The organism is Streptomyces sp. ISL-100 (assembly GCF_018614615.1).
Taxonomy (GTDB): domain Bacteria; phylum Actinomycetota; class Actinomycetes; order Streptomycetales; family Streptomycetaceae; genus Streptomyces.
The window spans coordinates 149380-165897 of record NZ_JAGGOK010000049.1 but is presented as its reverse complement, the minus strand read 5'-3'; the positions used below and the strand labels follow the sequence as shown (position 1 = coordinate 165897).

The 16518-nt window shown below is 70.9% G+C and carries 13 protein-coding genes and 1 pseudogene; 7 read left to right on the top strand and 7 right to left on the bottom strand.

The features are described from left to right. Nucleotides 1-136: 136 nt before the first annotated feature. Nucleotides 137-1471: an ABC transporter substrate-binding protein gene (locus J7E89_RS22050; protein ID WP_214976078.1), complete on the top strand. Its 1335-nt coding sequence runs from the start codon at nt 137-139 to the stop codon at nt 1469-1471. Between the two features lie 90 nt (nt 1472-1561). Here J7E89_RS22050 and J7E89_RS22045 read toward each other — a convergent pair whose 3' ends face one another. Together J7E89_RS22045 and J7E89_RS22040 are read right to left on the bottom strand one after the other, a co-directional pair. After that, the gene (locus J7E89_RS22045) at nt 1562-3274 is read right to left on the bottom strand and encodes a hypothetical protein (protein WP_214976077.1); all 1713 of its coding nucleotides are present in this window, start codon (nt 3272-3274) and stop codon (nt 1562-1564) included. 198 nt (nt 3275-3472) lie between these two features. Continuing rightward, on the bottom strand, nt 3473-4858 hold the full coding sequence (locus J7E89_RS22040; protein WP_214976076.1) for a transcriptional regulator: 1386 nt from the start codon (nt 4856-4858) through the stop codon (nt 3473-3475). 321 nt (nt 4859-5179) lie between these two features. Here J7E89_RS22040 and J7E89_RS22035 point away from each other — a divergent pair, with 321 nt between their 5' ends. From J7E89_RS22035 to J7E89_RS22025, 3 genes are read left to right on the top strand one after another with little or no spacing between them, the layout of a single operon-like run. Continuing rightward, nucleotides 5180-5857 (top strand): bifunctional DNA primase/polymerase, encoded by a 678-nt coding sequence (locus J7E89_RS22035; RefSeq protein ID WP_214976075.1) that lies wholly within the window; start codon nt 5180-5182, stop codon nt 5855-5857. A 44-nt stretch (nt 5858-5901) separates the two neighbouring features. Then, nucleotides 5902-6723, top strand: coding sequence for an ABC transporter ATP-binding protein (locus J7E89_RS22030; RefSeq protein ID WP_214976074.1), 822 nt, complete (start codon nt 5902-5904; stop codon nt 6721-6723). Continuing rightward, the gene (locus tag J7E89_RS22025; RefSeq protein WP_214976073.1) at nt 6720-8354 is read left to right on the top strand and encodes a transporter; all 1635 of its coding nucleotides are present in this window, start codon (nt 6720-6722) and stop codon (nt 8352-8354) included. Before J7E89_RS22030 ends, J7E89_RS22025 begins: the two co-directional genes overlap by 4 nt. A gap of 45 nt (nt 8355-8399) precedes the next feature. Here J7E89_RS22025 and J7E89_RS22020 read toward each other — a convergent pair whose 3' ends face one another. Continuing rightward, entirely contained in the window at nt 8400-9290 is an 891-nt protein-coding gene (locus J7E89_RS22020) for an alpha/beta fold hydrolase (RefSeq protein ID WP_214976072.1), read from the bottom strand. Between the two features lie 536 nt (nt 9291-9826). Beyond that, complete coding sequence (locus tag J7E89_RS22015) at nt 9827-10519, bottom strand: metal-dependent transcriptional regulator (RefSeq protein WP_214900225.1); 693 nt, start codon at nt 10517-10519, stop codon at nt 9827-9829. Between the two features lie 176 nt (nt 10520-10695). Between J7E89_RS22015 and J7E89_RS22010 the strand changes: the two genes are divergently transcribed. Beyond that, nucleotides 10696-11451 (top strand): SIS domain-containing protein, encoded by a 756-nt coding sequence (locus J7E89_RS22010; RefSeq protein ID WP_214976071.1) that lies wholly within the window; start codon nt 10696-10698, stop codon nt 11449-11451. 36 nt (nt 11452-11487) lie between these two features. Here J7E89_RS22010 and J7E89_RS22005 read toward each other — a convergent pair whose 3' ends face one another. Continuing rightward, entirely contained in the window at nt 11488-12306 is an 819-nt protein-coding gene (locus J7E89_RS22005) for a sensor histidine kinase (RefSeq protein WP_374196852.1), read from the bottom strand. Nucleotides 12307-12468: 162 nt separating this feature from the next. Between J7E89_RS22005 and J7E89_RS42425 the strand changes: the two are divergent. Then, nucleotides 12469-12621: pseudogene (locus tag J7E89_RS42425) on the top strand (ABC transporter permease); the annotation flags it as partial. Nucleotides 12622-12663: 42 nt separating this feature from the next. Here the strand turns inward: J7E89_RS42425 and J7E89_RS22000 are convergent. Together J7E89_RS22000 and pdxH are read right to left on the bottom strand one after the other, a co-directional pair. After that, nucleotides 12664-14025, bottom strand: coding sequence for a PAS domain-containing protein (locus J7E89_RS22000; RefSeq protein WP_214976069.1), 1362 nt, complete (start codon nt 14023-14025; stop codon nt 12664-12666). A 383-nt stretch (nt 14026-14408) separates the two neighbouring features. After that, nucleotides 14409-15032, bottom strand: a complete 624-nt coding sequence (pdxH, locus tag J7E89_RS21995; protein WP_214976115.1) for a pyridoxamine 5'-phosphate oxidase — start codon at nt 15030-15032, stop codon at nt 14409-14411. Nucleotides 15033-15366: 334 nt separating this feature from the next. Between pdxH and J7E89_RS21990 the strand changes: the two genes are divergently transcribed. Next, nucleotides 15367-16467 (top strand): citrate synthase 2, encoded by a 1101-nt coding sequence (locus J7E89_RS21990; protein ID WP_214976068.1) that lies wholly within the window; start codon nt 15367-15369, stop codon nt 16465-16467. Nucleotides 16468-16518: the final 51 nt, after the last annotated feature.

The following is a 16518-nucleotide window of genomic DNA, read 5'->3' as shown; positions in this document are numbered from 1 at the left end:
CCGAACCTTGCACGGTTGCAGATCGTACGTTCCCTGACAGCACGGGCGTACGGCCCCCCGTAATTCACCTCGATGTCACCGCGCGTTGAGACATGCTCACTCCGCCGTTACCCATAGGGCGGAAGCGTGCATGCACATGACCGGACGGCGAAGCCATTTCTCCACCCGCCCATTCCTTTCAAAGGCCGCGACGCTGATCGCCGCGGCCACGGCAACGGCGGTCGGGGCGTCGCTGCTGACCGGATGCGGACTCCTCCCTGGGGCCACGGGGGGCTCCAGGGAGCCCGTGACCGTCATGACGTGGGCCCCCGTGGACACCTCGGCCACGAACATGCCGGGCATGCCCGCCATGGCGGAGGCCTACGCCCGCTGGGTCAACGCCAACGGCGGCCTCGCGGGCCACGAACTCAAGGTCCTCACCTGCAACGAGCGGAACAACACCGTCGGCGCGGCCAAGTGCGCGAAGCAGGCCGTACGGGAGAACGCCATCGCGGTCGTCGGCTCGTACAGCCAGCACGGCCGGGCCTTCATGGCGCCGCTGGAGGTCGCCGGCATTCCGTTCCTCGGCGGCTACGGCGCTTCCGACCAGGAGTTCACCAGCCCGCTGTCGTATCCCGTCAACGGCGGCCAGGCGGCTCTCCTCGCGGGCAACGGCAGGCAGCTCGCCCGCGACTGCGACCGCGTGTCCCTGGTACGCCCCGACACGGTCGCCGGTGACGACCTGCCGATGCTCCTCGGTTCCGGCCTCGCGGAGGGCGACCGTAAAGCGCCCACCGACATCCGGGCGGCGGAGGACGCGAACGACTACACCGCGTCGGCTCGGCAGGCACTCACCAGCGCAGGGGCGTTCGACGCGTACCGGGACGGAATGGGCTGCGTCACGGCGGTTCTCGGCGACCATACGGAGACCTTCTTCGACTCGTTCCGGAGACTGGAGAGCGAGGCCCCCAGGGAAGTCGGTGTCGCGTCGGTCCTCGGAAGCGTCGGACAGCCGCTCCTCGACCGTACGGGCGGCAAGGACGGGCCCTTCGAGGGCGCGTACGTCACGGGCTGGTACCCGGTGGCGAGCGACGAGCGCTGGAACCCGATGCGCGAGGTCATCAAGGAACACGCCTTCGCGGACAACCGCATCGACCCGGCCGAGCCCGGGGTGCAGACGACGTGGATCGCGTACACGGTGCTCAAGGCGATCATCGAGTCGCTCGCGAAGGGCGGCGGGGACGGCGACACGGACAGCGTTTCGGCGTCCGACGTGGTGGGGGCGCTCAACCGTGTTGAGGGAATCGACACGGGCGGCCTCACACCCACCCTCAGCTGGCGCCTGGAGCACATGCTGGCTACACGGGACTTCCCGCGGATCATCAACAGGGACGTGACGTTCCAAGTGGTGCGCCGGGGACGGCTGGTGTCCGTGAAAAAGGGCTTCGTGGACGTGGGCGACACGCTGGTACAGACGCCTTCTGCGGGCTGATCGGAGTGATCGGCTGACCGGGCTGATCTCGCGGGGACGGGAGAGGGGCGGGCTCCGATTCGGTGCCCGCCCCTCTCCCGTCCACTGCTGTCAGAGCTGCGTCGCGTCGCGCTCCGTCAGGCCGTAGCGCTTCGCGATGTCGTTCCACATGCCGACGGCTTCCTTCTTCGCCTGTGACGCCTTGCCGCTCTCGCGGTTGCCCGCCTGCTGCTGGGGCGTCGACCGTGCGTGGCCCTTCTTGCAGCCCTTCTTGCCCGCGACCTGGTCGGCCCAGGCCGCGTAGTGGTTGTCGGCCGCTGCCGACGCCTTCCACGCGGTGGTGAGGGACGCCGACAGCTCCGTGTGCTTCGGCAGCTTGTCGACGGTCAGGCCCTTGAGGCGGGTCACCAGTTCGTTGCGCTGCTTGGCGGCGGCTCGCAGATCGCTCGCCGCCTTCGGCAGGTTCTTGCAGGTCCCGATGGCCTGGACCGCGCTGATCACGGAAGCGCGGCTGTCGTTGCTGTCCGCGAGCAGCGCGTCGAGCGACTCGGCCTGCGGCTTGGCTGGATCCGCGGCCGCCTGCGGCGATGCGTCGCCTCCCGGCGAAGACGCCGCTGCGACCGGCTTCTTGTCATCCGTCTTCTCGTCGACGCCACTGCTGAGCAGCGCGCCCGCGCCGAGGCCCAGTACGGAGCATCCGACGACGACGGCCGCGATCAGGACCAGCGGCGAATTGCGCCGCCGCGGGGCGGCCCCCGAGGGAGCCGCGGACGTCACGGGACCAGTGGGCGCCGGGGGCCCGGCCTGGGACGCGTTACGGCGTGCGGCGCGGCCCTGCGGCGCGGCTGCGAACTGGGGCTGCTGGTACTGCTGGTGCGGGGGCTGCGCGTTCAGGGGCGGCATCTGCTGCGTGGGGTCCGCCGGCGGCGCGGCGTCGGCCCGGAAGAGGTTGTCGAACTCCGCGGGCGGCTGCCGGTCTTCCGGGGCGCCCGGGCGGATGCCGTAGGGCGCACCGGAGGGCGCCTCAGGCGCGCCCTGCGCGTTCGGGACGGGCGGGAGGTACTGCGTGGCGTCCGCGTCGCCCGCCGGGGCTCCTGCGGGCGCGTTCTGGTGCCGGCCGAGGAACTGCGTGGAGTCCGCCGGGTTTTCGGGCGGGAGGGCCCCGGGGCCTGTCGGCGGCACGTACGGGATGTACTGAGTGGCGTCCGCGTCGGCCGCCGGGGCTCCGGCAGGGGCCTCCGCGGGCAAGGGCAGGGGCTGTGCCTGCGGCCGGGGCTGTGCCTGCGGCTGCGGCTGGGGCTGGGGCTGGGGAGCGCCGTACTGCTGCTGGCCGGGCTGCTGAGGCGCGGGCTGAGAGCCGTACTGCTGCTGCGGCTGCTGTACGGGCGGCTGCGCGCCGTACTGCGGGGCCTGCGGCGGCTGCTGCGCGCCGTACTGCTGCTGCGCCCCCGGCTGTGGCTGCGACGGCGGCAGGGCGCCGGGCTGCTGCTGCGGCTGCGGCTGCGGCTGCGGCTGCGGCTGCGGCTGCGGGGCGCCGTACTGCTGCGTCCCGTACTGCGGAGCCTGCGGCGGCTGCGGAGCGCCGTACTGCGGAGCCTGCGGCGGCTGCGGAGCGCCGTACTGCTGCTGAGGCGGCTGCGGAGCGGCGGACTGCTGCGGCCCCCACGGCTGGCCCCACGGCTGTCCACCCGCCGGAGCCACGTACTCCTCGGGCGCCCCGGGTATCCAGGGACCGCTGCCGTCCGCGGGCAGCACGACACCTTCGTGCGCGGGCGGCCGCGCGGCGGGAAGCCGCGACTCGTCACCCTGTCCGCTCTGCGTCACCGGGACTCCTACGTGTGGACGTATGTGTGGACCTACGGAACCGTCGGTTCACGCTACCGGGTGACTACACGCCTCTGCCACGCGCCCACGGTCCCCACACATACCGCCGGAGGCCCGGCGGGCAGCCCTGTGACAAGAAGCACCCTTAAGACGCTGTTCAGGGCCACCCCACGTACGCCACTCCGTACACCCCGCCCCCTACGCCGCCTGCATCTCCATCCGGGCGCCGAATTCCCGTACCGCTGGTTCGTCGAGGTACGGCGCCAGGCGCTGCTGGAAGTCCTCCAGATACTCCGCTCCCCGGTTCGACCGCAAGGTACTCAGCAGCTCCACCGCGCGCGTGCCCGTGTTGCAGGCCTGCTCGACCTCGCACTGCTGGACCTGCGCCGTCGCCAGCAGGACAAGACCGATCGCCCGCCGCCGTGCCCGCGTGTCCGGATGGCCGTCCAGTGCGTCCTGGGCCCGCCGGGCCGCCGCTTCCCCCTGTCCCAGATCGCGGTGGCAGTGTGCGAGCTCGTCCGACAGATACGCGTGATCGAAGTGCGCGATCCACACGGGATCGTCGCCCGTGTCTTCCCCGGTACGCTCCAGCGCGGCCAGCGCCTTCGCCGCCATCTGGTTGCACGCCCGCGCGTCTCCCATGAGCGCGTGCCCGCGCGCCTCCGCCGCGCAGAACATCGCCTCCGCGCGGGGCGTCACCTGGCCCCGCGCTCCCTCCTGGGCGGCCCGCGCCAGCTGCGCGATCTCGCGCGGGTTCCCGAGCTGGGCGGCCAGGTGGCTCATGGACGCGGCCAGTACGTACCCGCCGTAGCCGCGGTCGCCCGCCGCCTGGGCGAGCCGCAGCGCCTGGATGTAGTAGCGCTGGGCGAGCCCCGGCTGGCCCGTGTCGACCGCCATGTAGCCGCCCAGTTCTGTCAGCCGCGCCACCGCGGCGAAGAGGTCCCGACCGACCGATTCGCGGTACGAGCCGGAGAGCAGCCCGGACACGACGCTGTTGAGGTAGTGGACGACGATCGGCCTGACGTGCCCGCTGCCGAAGCGGTGGTCGAGTTCCACGAGGGCGTCCGTCGTCGCCCGTACCGCCTCCACGTCCGACGCGCCGACCCGCCCGCCGCCCGACGTCCTGGCGACCTGGGTGTCCGCTCCCGTGATCAGCCAGTCGCGGCTCGGCTCCACGAGCGCCGAGGCGGCGACCGTCGAACCCGACAGGAAGTCGCGGCGCCCCACGTCGCTGCGCCACAGCTCGCAGACCTGCTCGATCGCGCCGAGCACGGTCGGCGAGAACTGCAGGCCGATCCCGGAGGCCAGGTTCTTGCCGTTGGCCATGCCGATCTCGTCGATCGTGACCGTACGGCCGAGTTTGCGCCCGATCGCTTCCGCGATGATGCCGGGAGCCCGCCCGCGCGGCTGCTGTCCGCGCAGCCAGCGGGCCACCGATGTCTTGTCGTACCGCAGGTCGAGGCCGTGTTCGGCGCCGCACATGTTGACGCGACGGGCGAGCCCGGCATTGGAGCACCCGGCTTCCTGAATGAGCGCCTGCAACCGTTCGTTCGGCTGGCGGGCGACGAGAGGCCTGGCTGCCATTGACTACCCCCTGGTGCCGCAGTGGTCCGTGATTCGTGGTCCGTTGGTCGTGAGTCGCGAGTCGTGAACTGATCACGCCGGTCACGTTGATCACTGCCCGGCAAATATGCAGAGAATGCGGAACATGCCGGAAGAGACGGTATTGACGGTCTTTTGACCGTCATTCCCGGGCTTCCACACCACTGGCTACCCGCCCGCCGACGCACAGCCGCATGCGCGCCCCCGCCCGTGCACCGATGCGCCCCGCGTGCAGGATCGATGCTCCTCGGCAAGGCACCCCTACGCCCGTAACCCAAGGTGACGGCGGGAGTTGAGTTGTTCGTGGAAGAGACCATCGGAGTCACGGATGCCGCCCAGATCCCCAAGCAGCGCGGCGATCAACTGCTGGATAGCGCCGTGCGGTACGCGGAAGAACGGCACTGGGACGTGTTCCCCGGTACCTGGCTGGAGGCGGACGAGGGTGTCGAGCGCTGCTCGTGCGGCGTCCCCTCCTGCGCCTCTCCCGGCGCGCACCCCGCCACCGCCGACTGGGCATCGCAGGCGACGGGCAGCGCGACCGCGGCGCGCCGCATGTGGTCGAAACAGCCGAGAGCGTCGATCCTGCTCCCGACGGGCCGCTCCTTCGACGCCCTGGACGTTCCCGAGTCGGCCGGCTTCCTGGCGCTGGCGCGCATGGAGCGCATGGACCTGACGCTCGGGCCGGTGACCTGCACGCCCGACCGCCGGATGCTGTTCTTCGTACTTCCCGGCGCCGGAGCCAAGGTTCCCGATCTGGTACGGAAGTTGGGCTGGACGCCTACTGCGATCGACCTGGTCACCCGGGGCGAGGGTGACTACGTCGCGGCGCCGCCGACCCGGCTCGGCGGGATGGGCGCGGTGCAGTGGGCGCGCCGCCCCACGCCGGCGAACCGGTGGCTGCCCGACGTGGAGGAGCTCATCAGTCCGCTGGCGTATTCCTGCGGGCGAGAGGCAGCGGCAGCGCGCACACGCCGACCGTAGTGTGTTCCCCGTAGCGGCACGGGGACACCGAGAGGTTGTGCGACATGCCTGACGAGGCACTGGGATCAGAAGAGGCGGGCGGAGCGCACCTGGCGCCGCCCGCCGCCGTACGTGTAGAGGGCCTGTGGAAGCGCTTCGGTGAACAGATCGCCGTCGGGGGCATCGATCTGGAGCTGCCCGCAGGCAAGTTCATCGGCCTGGTCGGGCCGAACGGCGCCGGGAAGACCACCACCCTTTCCATGGTCACGGGGCTGCTGCGCCCCGACGCGGGAACGGTCCTGGTCGGCGGGCACGACGTGTGGCAGGACCCGGTGGCGGTCAAGGCCAGGATCGGCGTACTGCCGGAAGGACTGCGGCTCTTCGAGCGGCTGTCGGGGCGTGAACTCCTCGCGTACTCCGGGCGGTTGCGGGGGCTGCCAGGCGCCGAGGTCGACAAGCGGGCGACGCAGCTCCTCGACGTACTCGATCTGGCGGGCGCTCAGCACAAACTGGTCGTCGACTACTCGACCGGCATGCGCAAGAAGATCGGCCTCGCCGCCGCCCTGCTGCACAACCCGGAAGTGCTCTTCCTGGACGAGCCCTTCGAGGGTGTCGATCCCGTGTCCGCGCAGACGATCCGTGGCGTGCTGGAGCGGTACACACTGTCCGGCGCGACTGTCGTCTTCTCCAGCCATGTGATGGAGCTCGTCGAGTCGCTGTGCGACTGGGTCGCGGTGATGGCGGCGGGCCGTATTCGCGCCCAGGGAACGCTCGCGGAGGTACGCGGCGACGCGCCCACTCTCCAGAACGCCTTCCTCGAACTGGTCGGCGCGAACGGCCGGGACAGCGGGGAGAGTCTGGACTGGCTCGGCGGCGGCGCCCGATGAGCGCGGGCGTAACGACCGTTCCCGGGAACGACGCGTCCGCTGTTCCCGGGATCACGTCCGTCTTCGTACGGCTCAAGCTGTCACTGCTGCGCAACGGGCTGCGGCAGTCGTCCGGCCGCAGGACGGTGTACATCCTCTCCGGTGTGCTCGCGCTGCTCTTCTCGGCGCTTCAGCTGATCGGTCTCGTCGTGCTTCGCGGGAACGAACACGCGACGACCGTGGTGGTGCTGCTGACGGCCATTCTCGGGCTCGGCTGGGCGGTGATGCCGCTGTTCTTCCCCAGCGGCGACGAGACGCTCGACCCGACTCGCCTGGTCATGCTGCCGTTGCGGCCGCGCCCGCTCGTCCGGGCGCTGCTGACGGCGTCGCTCGTCGGGATCGGGCCGCTGTTCACGTTCTGCCTCGCGCTGGGGTCGGTGATCGCCGTGGCGCACGGTGCGGCGGCCGCCGCGGTCGGCGTCCTCGCCGTTGCACTGACGCTGCTGCTGTGCCTTGCGCTGGCGCGGACCGTGGCGGCGGCGAACATCCGGCTGCTGACGAGCCGTAAGGGCCGCGATCTGGCCGTGCTGAGCGGTCTGGTGATCGCCGTCGGCTTCCAGGTGGTCAACTTCGGCGCCCAGCGGCTCAGCACCGCCGGCGGCCTCTCGCGGCTCGACCCGGTCGCGGACGTACTGAGCTGGGTGCCACCCGCGTCGGCGATAGGCGCGGTGGACGCGGTGAGCGACGGGGCGTACGGCCGTGGAGCGGCGCAGCTGCTGCTGGCCGGGGTGGCGCTGGCCGCGCTGCTGTGGTCCTGGGAGCGCAGTCTGGTGAAGCTGATGACGTCACCGGACGGCTCGACACTCCAGGCCGCGGAGCCGGCCCGCAAGGAGTCGTCGCCGGGACTCGGCGGGCGGTGGCTCCCCGGCGGGCGTACGGGAACGGTGATCGAGCGCAGTCTGCGGTACGTGTGGCGGGATCCCAAGACCAAGGCCGCCTGGGTGACTTCGCTGGTGATCGGCTTCATCGTGCCGGTGTTCAACGCGCTCCAGGGAACGGGAACGATCTACTTCGCGTGTTTCGCGGCCGGGATGCTCGGCATCCAGATGTACAACCAGTTCGGCCAGGACACCTCGGCTTTCTGGATGGTCGCCATGACCATCTCCACTCCGCGGGACGCGTACGAGGAGTTGCGGGCCCGGGCCCTGGCGCTGCTGGTGGTCACGCTCCCGTACTCGGCGCTGGTCACCGGGGTCACGGCGGCGCTGGTGGGCGACTGGCGGGCCCTTCCGGAGGCGCTCGGCCTGTCGTTCGCGCTGCTCGGCGCGATGCTGGCGACGGGGGCGGTGGCTTCGGTCCGCTTCCCGTACTCGATCCCGCAGGGCAGCACACACAAGAACGTCGCGCCGGGCCAGGCGGGTCTCGCCTGGATCTCGATCGTCGGCGGCATGATCGCGGCGGCGCTGCTGTGCGCGCCGCTGATCGCTCTGACGATCTGGCTTCATGTGGCCGACGCACAGGACTGGTTGTGGCTGGTGCTGCCACTGGGCACGGCGTACGGCGCGCTGCTCTCCTGGGCAGGCGTGCGCTGGTCGGCGCCGCAGGCGGCGGCGCGACTCCCGGAGATCCTGACCGCGGTAAGCAAGGGCTGACCCTGCCACGCCGCTTGCGTTCCGCCCCGCCGGCACCTCGGTGGGTCAGGGGTGGCCCAGGGGCGGAACGACCGGCTCCTCGGCCGTCTCCTCCAGGAACGACTCGATCGCGGTGCGCCAGCCCTCCGGCTGGTCGTAATGGACAAGGTGGCCCGCATCGACGACCTCCGCGTACCGCCCGCGCGGCAGCACTCTGACCATCTCCTGCGCCTCCGCCCGCCCCAGTTCGCCGTCGAGGCCGCGCACCACCAGGGCCGGGCACTGGACCAGTGCCAGCTCCTCCCAGTGGGCGTCGAACACCCACGTCTCGCGCGAAGTGAGCATCTGGCGGCGGGAGAAGAGCGGGCGCCAGCCGTCGGCCCGTTCGGCCATGACCTCGGCGAAGAACTCGCCGCGGGCCGGGCTCGGCCGCTCCACCCAGGGGTCGTCCTCGCCGAACCACTTACGCACGTCGGCGAGCGTCGCGAACGGGACGGGCCACGACTTGAACCAGTCGTCCCACTCACGCTGAGACGCAACGCCGAGAGCACCCGCCCGCATGTCGCAGATGACGACCGCACGGACGAGATCGGGGCGCTTGGCGGCGAGCTGCCAGGCGGTGAGGGCGCCCATGGAGTGGCCGATGAGCGTGACGGGCGCGAGCCCCAGTTGCTCGACCGCGGCTTCGGCGTCGGCGACGTACGCCTCGCGGGTGTACGGCCCGTCGGCCGGCTTGTCGCTGCGGCCGTGGCCGCGCTGATCGAGGGCGACCGCGTGGTAGCGCTCGGAGAGCCAGCGCGCCGTGCCGGCCCAGTGCGAGGCCCGGCCCATCAGGCCGTGGAGCAGTAAGACGCCGGGGGCGCGGTCGGTTTCCCCGCTCCCCTTGGGCGGGTCGGCGAACTCCCAGGCCGCGAGGCGTACGCCGCCGGCTCCGGTCACGTCAATGCGCCGCACCATATGTCCTGGCACCCCCTTCGTCCCCCGGGCGGTCCGTCCATGAGTGGTCGAGTCCAGTCAGACTATCGAACCCGTATTCGAAAATGCGCTTGCGGCGCGCAACACCCCCCTTTCGAGTGACCACGCTCAAGGATTGACTCCCGCCGCCGAGGGGAGATCTTCAGCGGGAGGCGGGCCGCTCGGGGAAGACGGACCGCGGGGGCTGACCCTGGGAGCTCGGGGCTCCGGGTCAGTGCAGGGGAGGACAGGCTCCGGCGCCTCAGGGCGCCGGAGCCATCCCCTTCACAACGAACAGAACGTACGGAACGAACGGAACAAGTAAGACGAACGGGACGACCCCCCAGGCCGTACCAGTGCGACGGGCGCATCCCCTGCCCCCTCCCCGACCGAACCGGCAGACCGGTCGGCGGCCCTCACGTCAAGTGCTTCGGTCACAGCCTGGCACGGGATCCGTCCGGTCGCTGGGATTCCGGAGGATCGCCGGACCGGCCCCAACGACCTTGGGGCCGGGGGCCGTTGCTGCCGGAGCGCCGGCGTCAGCGCTTGGCGACGAAAACGTGCGAGGCCACCTCGGCATCGAGCTCCGCGGCCTCGCCACTGCTTCCGACAAGTACCCCGCCGGGCGACTCCGTCACACTCACGACCGACCCGGGCTGAACGCCCGCGCGTCGCAGCGTGTACATCAGCTGGGCATCCGTCTGGATCGGCTCCCCGATCCGGCGTACGACCACGGTCTTGCCCTCCGGGCCGGGTGCCAGGTCATTCAGGCTGACCATGTTGTCGTCCAGGAACGGGTCCGCCTCGGCCTTCTCGCCAAGCTCCTCCAGGCCGGGGATCGGGTTGCCGTACGGAGACTCCGTCGGGTGACGCAGCAGCTCCAGTACGCGCCGCTCCACCGCCTCACTCATCACGTGCTCCCAGCGGCATGCCTCCGCGTGGACCTGCTCCCACTCCAGGCCGATCACGTCGACGAGCAGACACTCGGCGAGCCGGTGCTTGCGCATCACGCGGGTGGCGAGCTTGCGGCCCTCGTCGGTCAGCTCCAGGTGACGGTCGCCCGCCACTGTCACCAGACCGTCGCGCTCCATACGCGCCACGGTCTGGCTCACCGTCGGTCCGCTCTGGTCGAGCCGCTCGGCGATACGGGCGCGCATGGGGACCACGCCTTCTTCCTCGAGCTCGAGGATGGTGCGGAGATACATCTCCGTTGTGTCGATCAGTCCGGACATACGTGCCCCTCGATTACTCGTGCGCTGGCCCTGACCCAATTCTGACGCATAGCGCTGACAACCGTGCCGCGCCGACCGGAAGCCGTATTGACACGGCACTGGTCCAGACCGCAACGTGATCCGCGCCACCGTCGCACGACACTCGCACGATGTACCGCTGGAAAGGGCCCTGCGCGATGAGCGAAAGCAAACTGGCCGGTCAGTTCTTCGACGCCGCGATCGGGCTGCTGCACCGCGTCCGCGACGAGGAGGCCCAGAACATCACAGCCGCCGGCGCCGCCATCGCCGACACGGTGGCGGCGGGAGGGCGGCTCTTCGCCTTCGGCGCCGGCCACTCCTCGCTGGCAGCCCAGGACGTCGTCTACCGGGCCGGCGGCCTCGCCCTGATGAACCTGCTCGTCGTTCCCGGGACCGTCGGCGTGGACGTCATGCCCGCCACACTGGGCTCCGCCCTGGAACGCGTCGACGGGCTCGCGGCAGCCGTGCTGGACAGCAGCCCCGCCAAGCCGGGCGACGTACTGGTGATCATCTCGCTGTCGGGGCGCAACGCGCTGCCGGTGGAGATGGCGATGAACGCGCGGGCGCTCGGCCTGAAGGTCATCGGCGTGACCTCGGTGGCGTACACGCGAGAGACGAAGTCCCGGCACGTCTCTGGAACGTATTTGAAGGACCATTGCGACATCGTCCTCGACAGCAAGATCGCGGTCGGCGACGCGGAACTCACGGCGCCGGGCATCGAGGCCCCCTTCGCGCCCGCGTCGACTGTCGTCACGAGCGCTCTGGTGCAGGCCGTCATGGCGACCGCTGCGGGCGACCTGGCGGAGCGCGGAATCGAACCGCCGTTGCTGCGCTCGGGCAACGTCGATGGCGGTCACGAATGGAACGGCCGCGTGATGACGGAGTACCGCGACCGGATCTTCTACCGGCACTGATCACGTCCTCGCCGTGCGCTCCCGGGAACGTACGGCCTACGTTCCCGGGAACGTCACCCGTACGGTCAGCCCGCCACCCTGGTTGGCGACGGCTGCCGCCAGTGCGCCGTGGGCGCGCGCTATGGACGCCACGATGGACAGCCCCAGTCCGGCCCCCTCACCTGGCGCATGGTGGCGCTCCCGCGCCCGGCGGAACGGCTCGAACAGGCGGGGCACCGTAGCGGGCAGGACGACGGGGCCCGTGTTGGAGACCTCCAGGCCGTCAGGGGACACACGGAGCCGCAGCCGGCCCCCGGGGTGGTTGTGGCGGATCGCGTTGGCGGCGAGGTTGTGGACGAGGTGTTCCAGCAGGACCGCGTCTCCCCGTACCGTCAGCGGCTGCCCCGAAGCCTCCACCGTGACGCCCAGGCGCCGGGCGTCCTCGGTCAGCCCGTTCGCCACCGTGCGGGCGATCGCGTCCAGCGCGGCGGGTTCGCGGCGCTGGAGCCCCTGGTCGGAGACCGCGAGAAGCAGCAGGCCCTCGATGAGCTGCTCGCACTCCCCCGCCGTTTCGATCAGCTTCTCGCGGATACGGGCGACCTTCTCCGGCGACGGTTCGCCGGCCAGTCCGATCTCTGCGGCTGCCCGCTGCACGCCGAGGGACATCCGCAGTTCGTGGGCGGCGTTGGCGGCGAAGCGCTGCTGCGCGGAGACGAGTTGTTCTATCCGGTCGAGCATTCCGTCGAACGTGTCGGCGAGCTCCTTGAGTTCGCCGGGCGGCGCCTTGAGGGCGAGCCGTTCGTGGAGGTTCTCGCCCGACAGCCTGCGCGCCCGCGCGGTGATCACCCCGACCGGGCGCAGCACCCTGCCCGCCATCCACCAGGCCAGTGCCACGGAGGCGGCCGAGAAGAGGGCGAGCGCCACGCCGGACACCGTCAGCAGGCTTTCCAGTGCGGCGTCCTCGGCCGCGTTGCTGATCCGCCGGGTCGCCGCATACTCCGCCGCCACCCCCGGGCCGAGGTCGACGGGGGTGCCCGGTTCGCGTACTCCGGCGGCCTGCCGTGGGTCGTGCCCCCATGGGCGGTCGGCGGCGGGTTCGGGGCGACGCTGGTGATCGGCACGATCGCCGGCCTGTACCCGGCCGTACGGGCGGCACGGCTCTCCCCGACGCTGGCCCTGCACGCGGCGTAAGAAGGACCGTTCCCCAGAACGGCCCGTTCCCGGGTTCGTCTTTTACGCCGGTTTCAGCACCTGCGCCAAGTCGATCGCCGCCGCCACCCGCACGGCGATGTTCTCCGCGTACGTCGCGTCCGGGCGCTCGAAGGCACTGCGGCTCGGACCGCGCAGGAAGGTGGCCACTCCGAGCGTCCGGCCGCGGCTGCGCAGCACCGTGCACAAGGCGTGCACGGTGTCCTTCGGCCACTGGCGCTGCACCGCCCAGTCCTGCGCCCCCCCGCTGGCCCGTACCGAGCCGAGACGGTCGAGGCACTGGAGCGCCGGATGACCGGACGGATACGGGACGGGGATCCCGGCTCCGCCGGTCACCGGCAGGCACGGGCCCGGGGCGCCCGAAGGCGTGGCCGCGGCCCGGACCAGGCGGGCCGGGTGATCCCCCACCGTCAGGTCCACCAGCGCGTGGTCGGCGAATCCGGCGAGGGCGAAGTCCAGGTACGACAGCGCCGCTTCCATCGGGTCCTCGCACTCGGCGGCCGCGCGCCCGGCGCGGTGCAGCTGGTTGCCGCGGAACCGCAGTTGCGCGGCTTCCTGTTCCGCGGCCTTCGCCTCGGTGATGTCCTGGAACAGCCAGCCGACGCCCAGCGGGACCGGTTCCTCCGCGAGCGGCGAGGCCAGCCGCAGGAAGCCGCTGCGCCAGCACCGCCGCCTCTCGCCCCTCCCGCCCGCCTCCGCCCTGCGCAGCGTCACCCAAAGCTCGGCGGGGGCCGGGGGCGCCCCCTCCGCCAGTACGTGCTGGAGAGCGCCCTCCAGCTCTTCCACGCCCTGGACGACGAGCTCCCCCAGGGGGCGGCCCAGGAGCGCCGTACGCCCCACTCCGAGCGCGCGCGCCGCGTGCGCGTTGACGACGGTGGGACGCAGGTCCACGTCCACCAGGACGACGCCCCAGGAGGCGTCGTCGAAGAGCGCCTCGCTCAGCGCGATCGCCCGTTCCAGGTCGATCTGCGCGTGCACTTCACTGAACGCGCAGTACACCCCGGCGGGCTTGCCCTCCGCACCGCGCACTCCCGCCGACTGTGTACGTACGAGAACGCGCCCACCGTCCTTCCGCAGAAGCGCGAATTCGTGCACCTGACGGCCGGGGGCGTGCATCGCCGACATCAGCCGTCCCTGCACCTCGTCGGCGTCCGCCGCTCTCGCCGCCCAGCCCGCGAAACCGACCCGCCCGACGGCCTCCTCCGCCGTCCACCCGAGGATCCGCTCCGCCTCGCGGTTCCAGTGGGTGATCACCCCGTCCGCGTCGAAGGCACAGAGCGCCGCGTCCATGCCGTCGAGAAGCGCGGCAAGAAGATCGTCGGAACCGGGTCCTGGCTCGTCGGGACCGAACGCGTCGGTGGTCTCGCCGATCCGGGAAGCACTCACCTGGCACCCCCTGCAGGTGTTCGCCTTTGCTGCACTGCTGTCTGCCGCACTGCTGAACTCGGGATCATTCAACTGGAACGTGACGCAGCACACACCTGGTTCGGCGAAATAGATACCCTCCTTAATTCACTTGTGGCGAGCGGGAGCGGTTCTTAGGCTTGCGGCACACGTGAAGGGAGGTGGTTCGGAAGTGATGTCATTTCGGACTCGTGAGGTGACTGCGGGCTGACGGCCCGTCGTCGCACTTAGTGCAGGCCGACAGATCGTCGGCCGAAATCCCAGCAGTCACTGACCCGCGGGCTCGCCGGTAAGTCCGGCCGGCTCCTCTTCGGAGGGACCAGAGCCCGCGGGTTTCTGCGTTCCGCAGGCCCTTGGGGCACGCCTTACGGGCAGAGGCGTTCCACGCGCCAGGTGCCACCCTCGGCGACGTACCGCAGACGGTCGTGCAGGCGGTTCGCGTGGCCCTGCCAGAACTCGACCGTCTCGGGAACGACCCGATAGCCGCCCCAGTCCGGCGGCACCGGTACGCGCTCGGTCTCCGGGTAGCGCGTCGCCAGGTCGTCGTAGCGGGAGAGCAGCTCTTCGCGGGACGCGACGACGGACGACTGCGCGCTCGCCCAGGCTCCCAGCTGTGAGCCGTGCGGGCGCGTTCTGAAGTACGCCGCTGTCTCGTCGCGGCCGATCCGCTCAGCCGTACCGGTGACTGTCACCTGGCGCGCCACCTGGTGCCACGGGAAGAGCAGCGAGACGTACGGATTGGAAGCGATCTCCTGGCCCTTGCGGGAGGCGTAGTTCGTGAAGAAGACGAAGCCCCGGCTGTCGTACTGCTTGAGCAGCACCGTGCGGGACGAGGGCCGGCCGTCGGGGGTGGCCGTGGAGACGATCATGGCGTTCGGCTCGTGGAGGCCTCCTGTGGCGATCTCCCTGAACCAGCGGTCGAACTGACCCATCGGCTCGTCGGCGAGCTGGGCCTCGGTGAAGGCTTCGCTGCGGTAGTGCTCACGCATGGCGGCGGGATCGAAATCTCGGTTCGGCACGGTGCCATCCTGCCGCAGCGGCCCATTGTGCCCGGCACCCGGTGCCATCAACCCTCTGTGCGGGAAATGGGGCAGTGTGCCGGTAATCACGCTTCCCCGCATCGGCGGAACCCGCCAAAATGTGGGCGCCGGGCACTGTGGCCTCCATACAGCAGGGGCTATCGTGCCTGCTTCCGAAGCGGTTGGGTGACCACCGGCCGCGCGGGGAATCACCGGGGTGACCCATGGCACTTAAAACCTGGCCGCATACCCCCTGGTCACGAGCCGCTTTCCGCCTTTCGAACACGTCATGAGGAGCCGCCTGATGTCCGACTTCGTACCCGGACTCGAAGGAGTCGTCGCGTTCGAAACGGAGATCGCAGAACCGGACAAGGAGGGCGGTGCGCTCCGTTACCGGGGTGTCGACATCGAAGACCTCGTCGGGCACGTGTCCTTCGGGAACGTGTGGGGCCTGCTGGTCGACGGCGCGTTCAACCCCGGACTGCCGGCCGCCGAACCGTTTCCGATCCCCGTCCACTCCGGTGACATCCGCGTCGACGTGCAGTCCGCGCTGGCGATGCTCGCCCCCGTATGGGGCCTGAAACCGCTGCTCGACATCGACGAGCAGACCGCGCGCGACGACCTGGCGCGCGCCGCCGTGATGGCACTGTCGTACGTCGCCCAGTCGGCGCGCGGGCAGGGTCTGCCGATGGTTCCGCAGAAGGAGATCGACAAGGCGGAGACCGTTGTCGAGCGCTTCATGAAGCGCTGGCGCGGCGAGCCCGACCCCAAGCACGTCAAGGCCGTCGACGCGTACTGGACGTCGGCCGCCGAGCACGGCATGAACGCCTCCACGTTCACGGCGCGCGTGATCGCGTCGACCGGCGCGGATGTGGCCGCCGCCCTGTCGGGCGCGGTCGGTGCCATGTCCGGACCGCTCCACGGTGGCGCGCCCTCGCGCGTCCTCGGCATGATCGAGGAAATCGAGCGCACCGGTGACGCGACCGCGTACGTGAAGCAGGCTCTCGACAAGGGCGAGCGTCTGATGGGCTTCGGCCACCGCGTGTACCGCGCCGAGGACCCGCGGGCGCGCGTTCTGCGGCGTACGGCGAAGGAGCTCGCGGCGCCGCGCTTCGAGGTCGCCGAGGCCCTGGAGAAGGCCGCGCTGGAGGAGCTGCACGCGCGGCGTCCCGACCGGGTGCTCGCGACGAACGTCGAGTTCTGGGCAGCGATCGTGCTGGACTTCGCGGAGGTCCCGGCGCACATGTTCACGTCGATGTTCACGTGTGCGCGTACGGCGGGCTGGAGCGCCCACATCCTGGAGCAGAAGCGCACCGGGCGCCTGGTGCGGCCTTCCGCGCGGTACGTCGGTCCCGCGTCGCGCAATCCGCACGAGGTCACCGGCTTCGACGACATCGCGCGCTGAGGTCTGTTGAGGGGCCGGGTCCGCCGGCCCCTCAGTCCGCCGGCCCCTCAG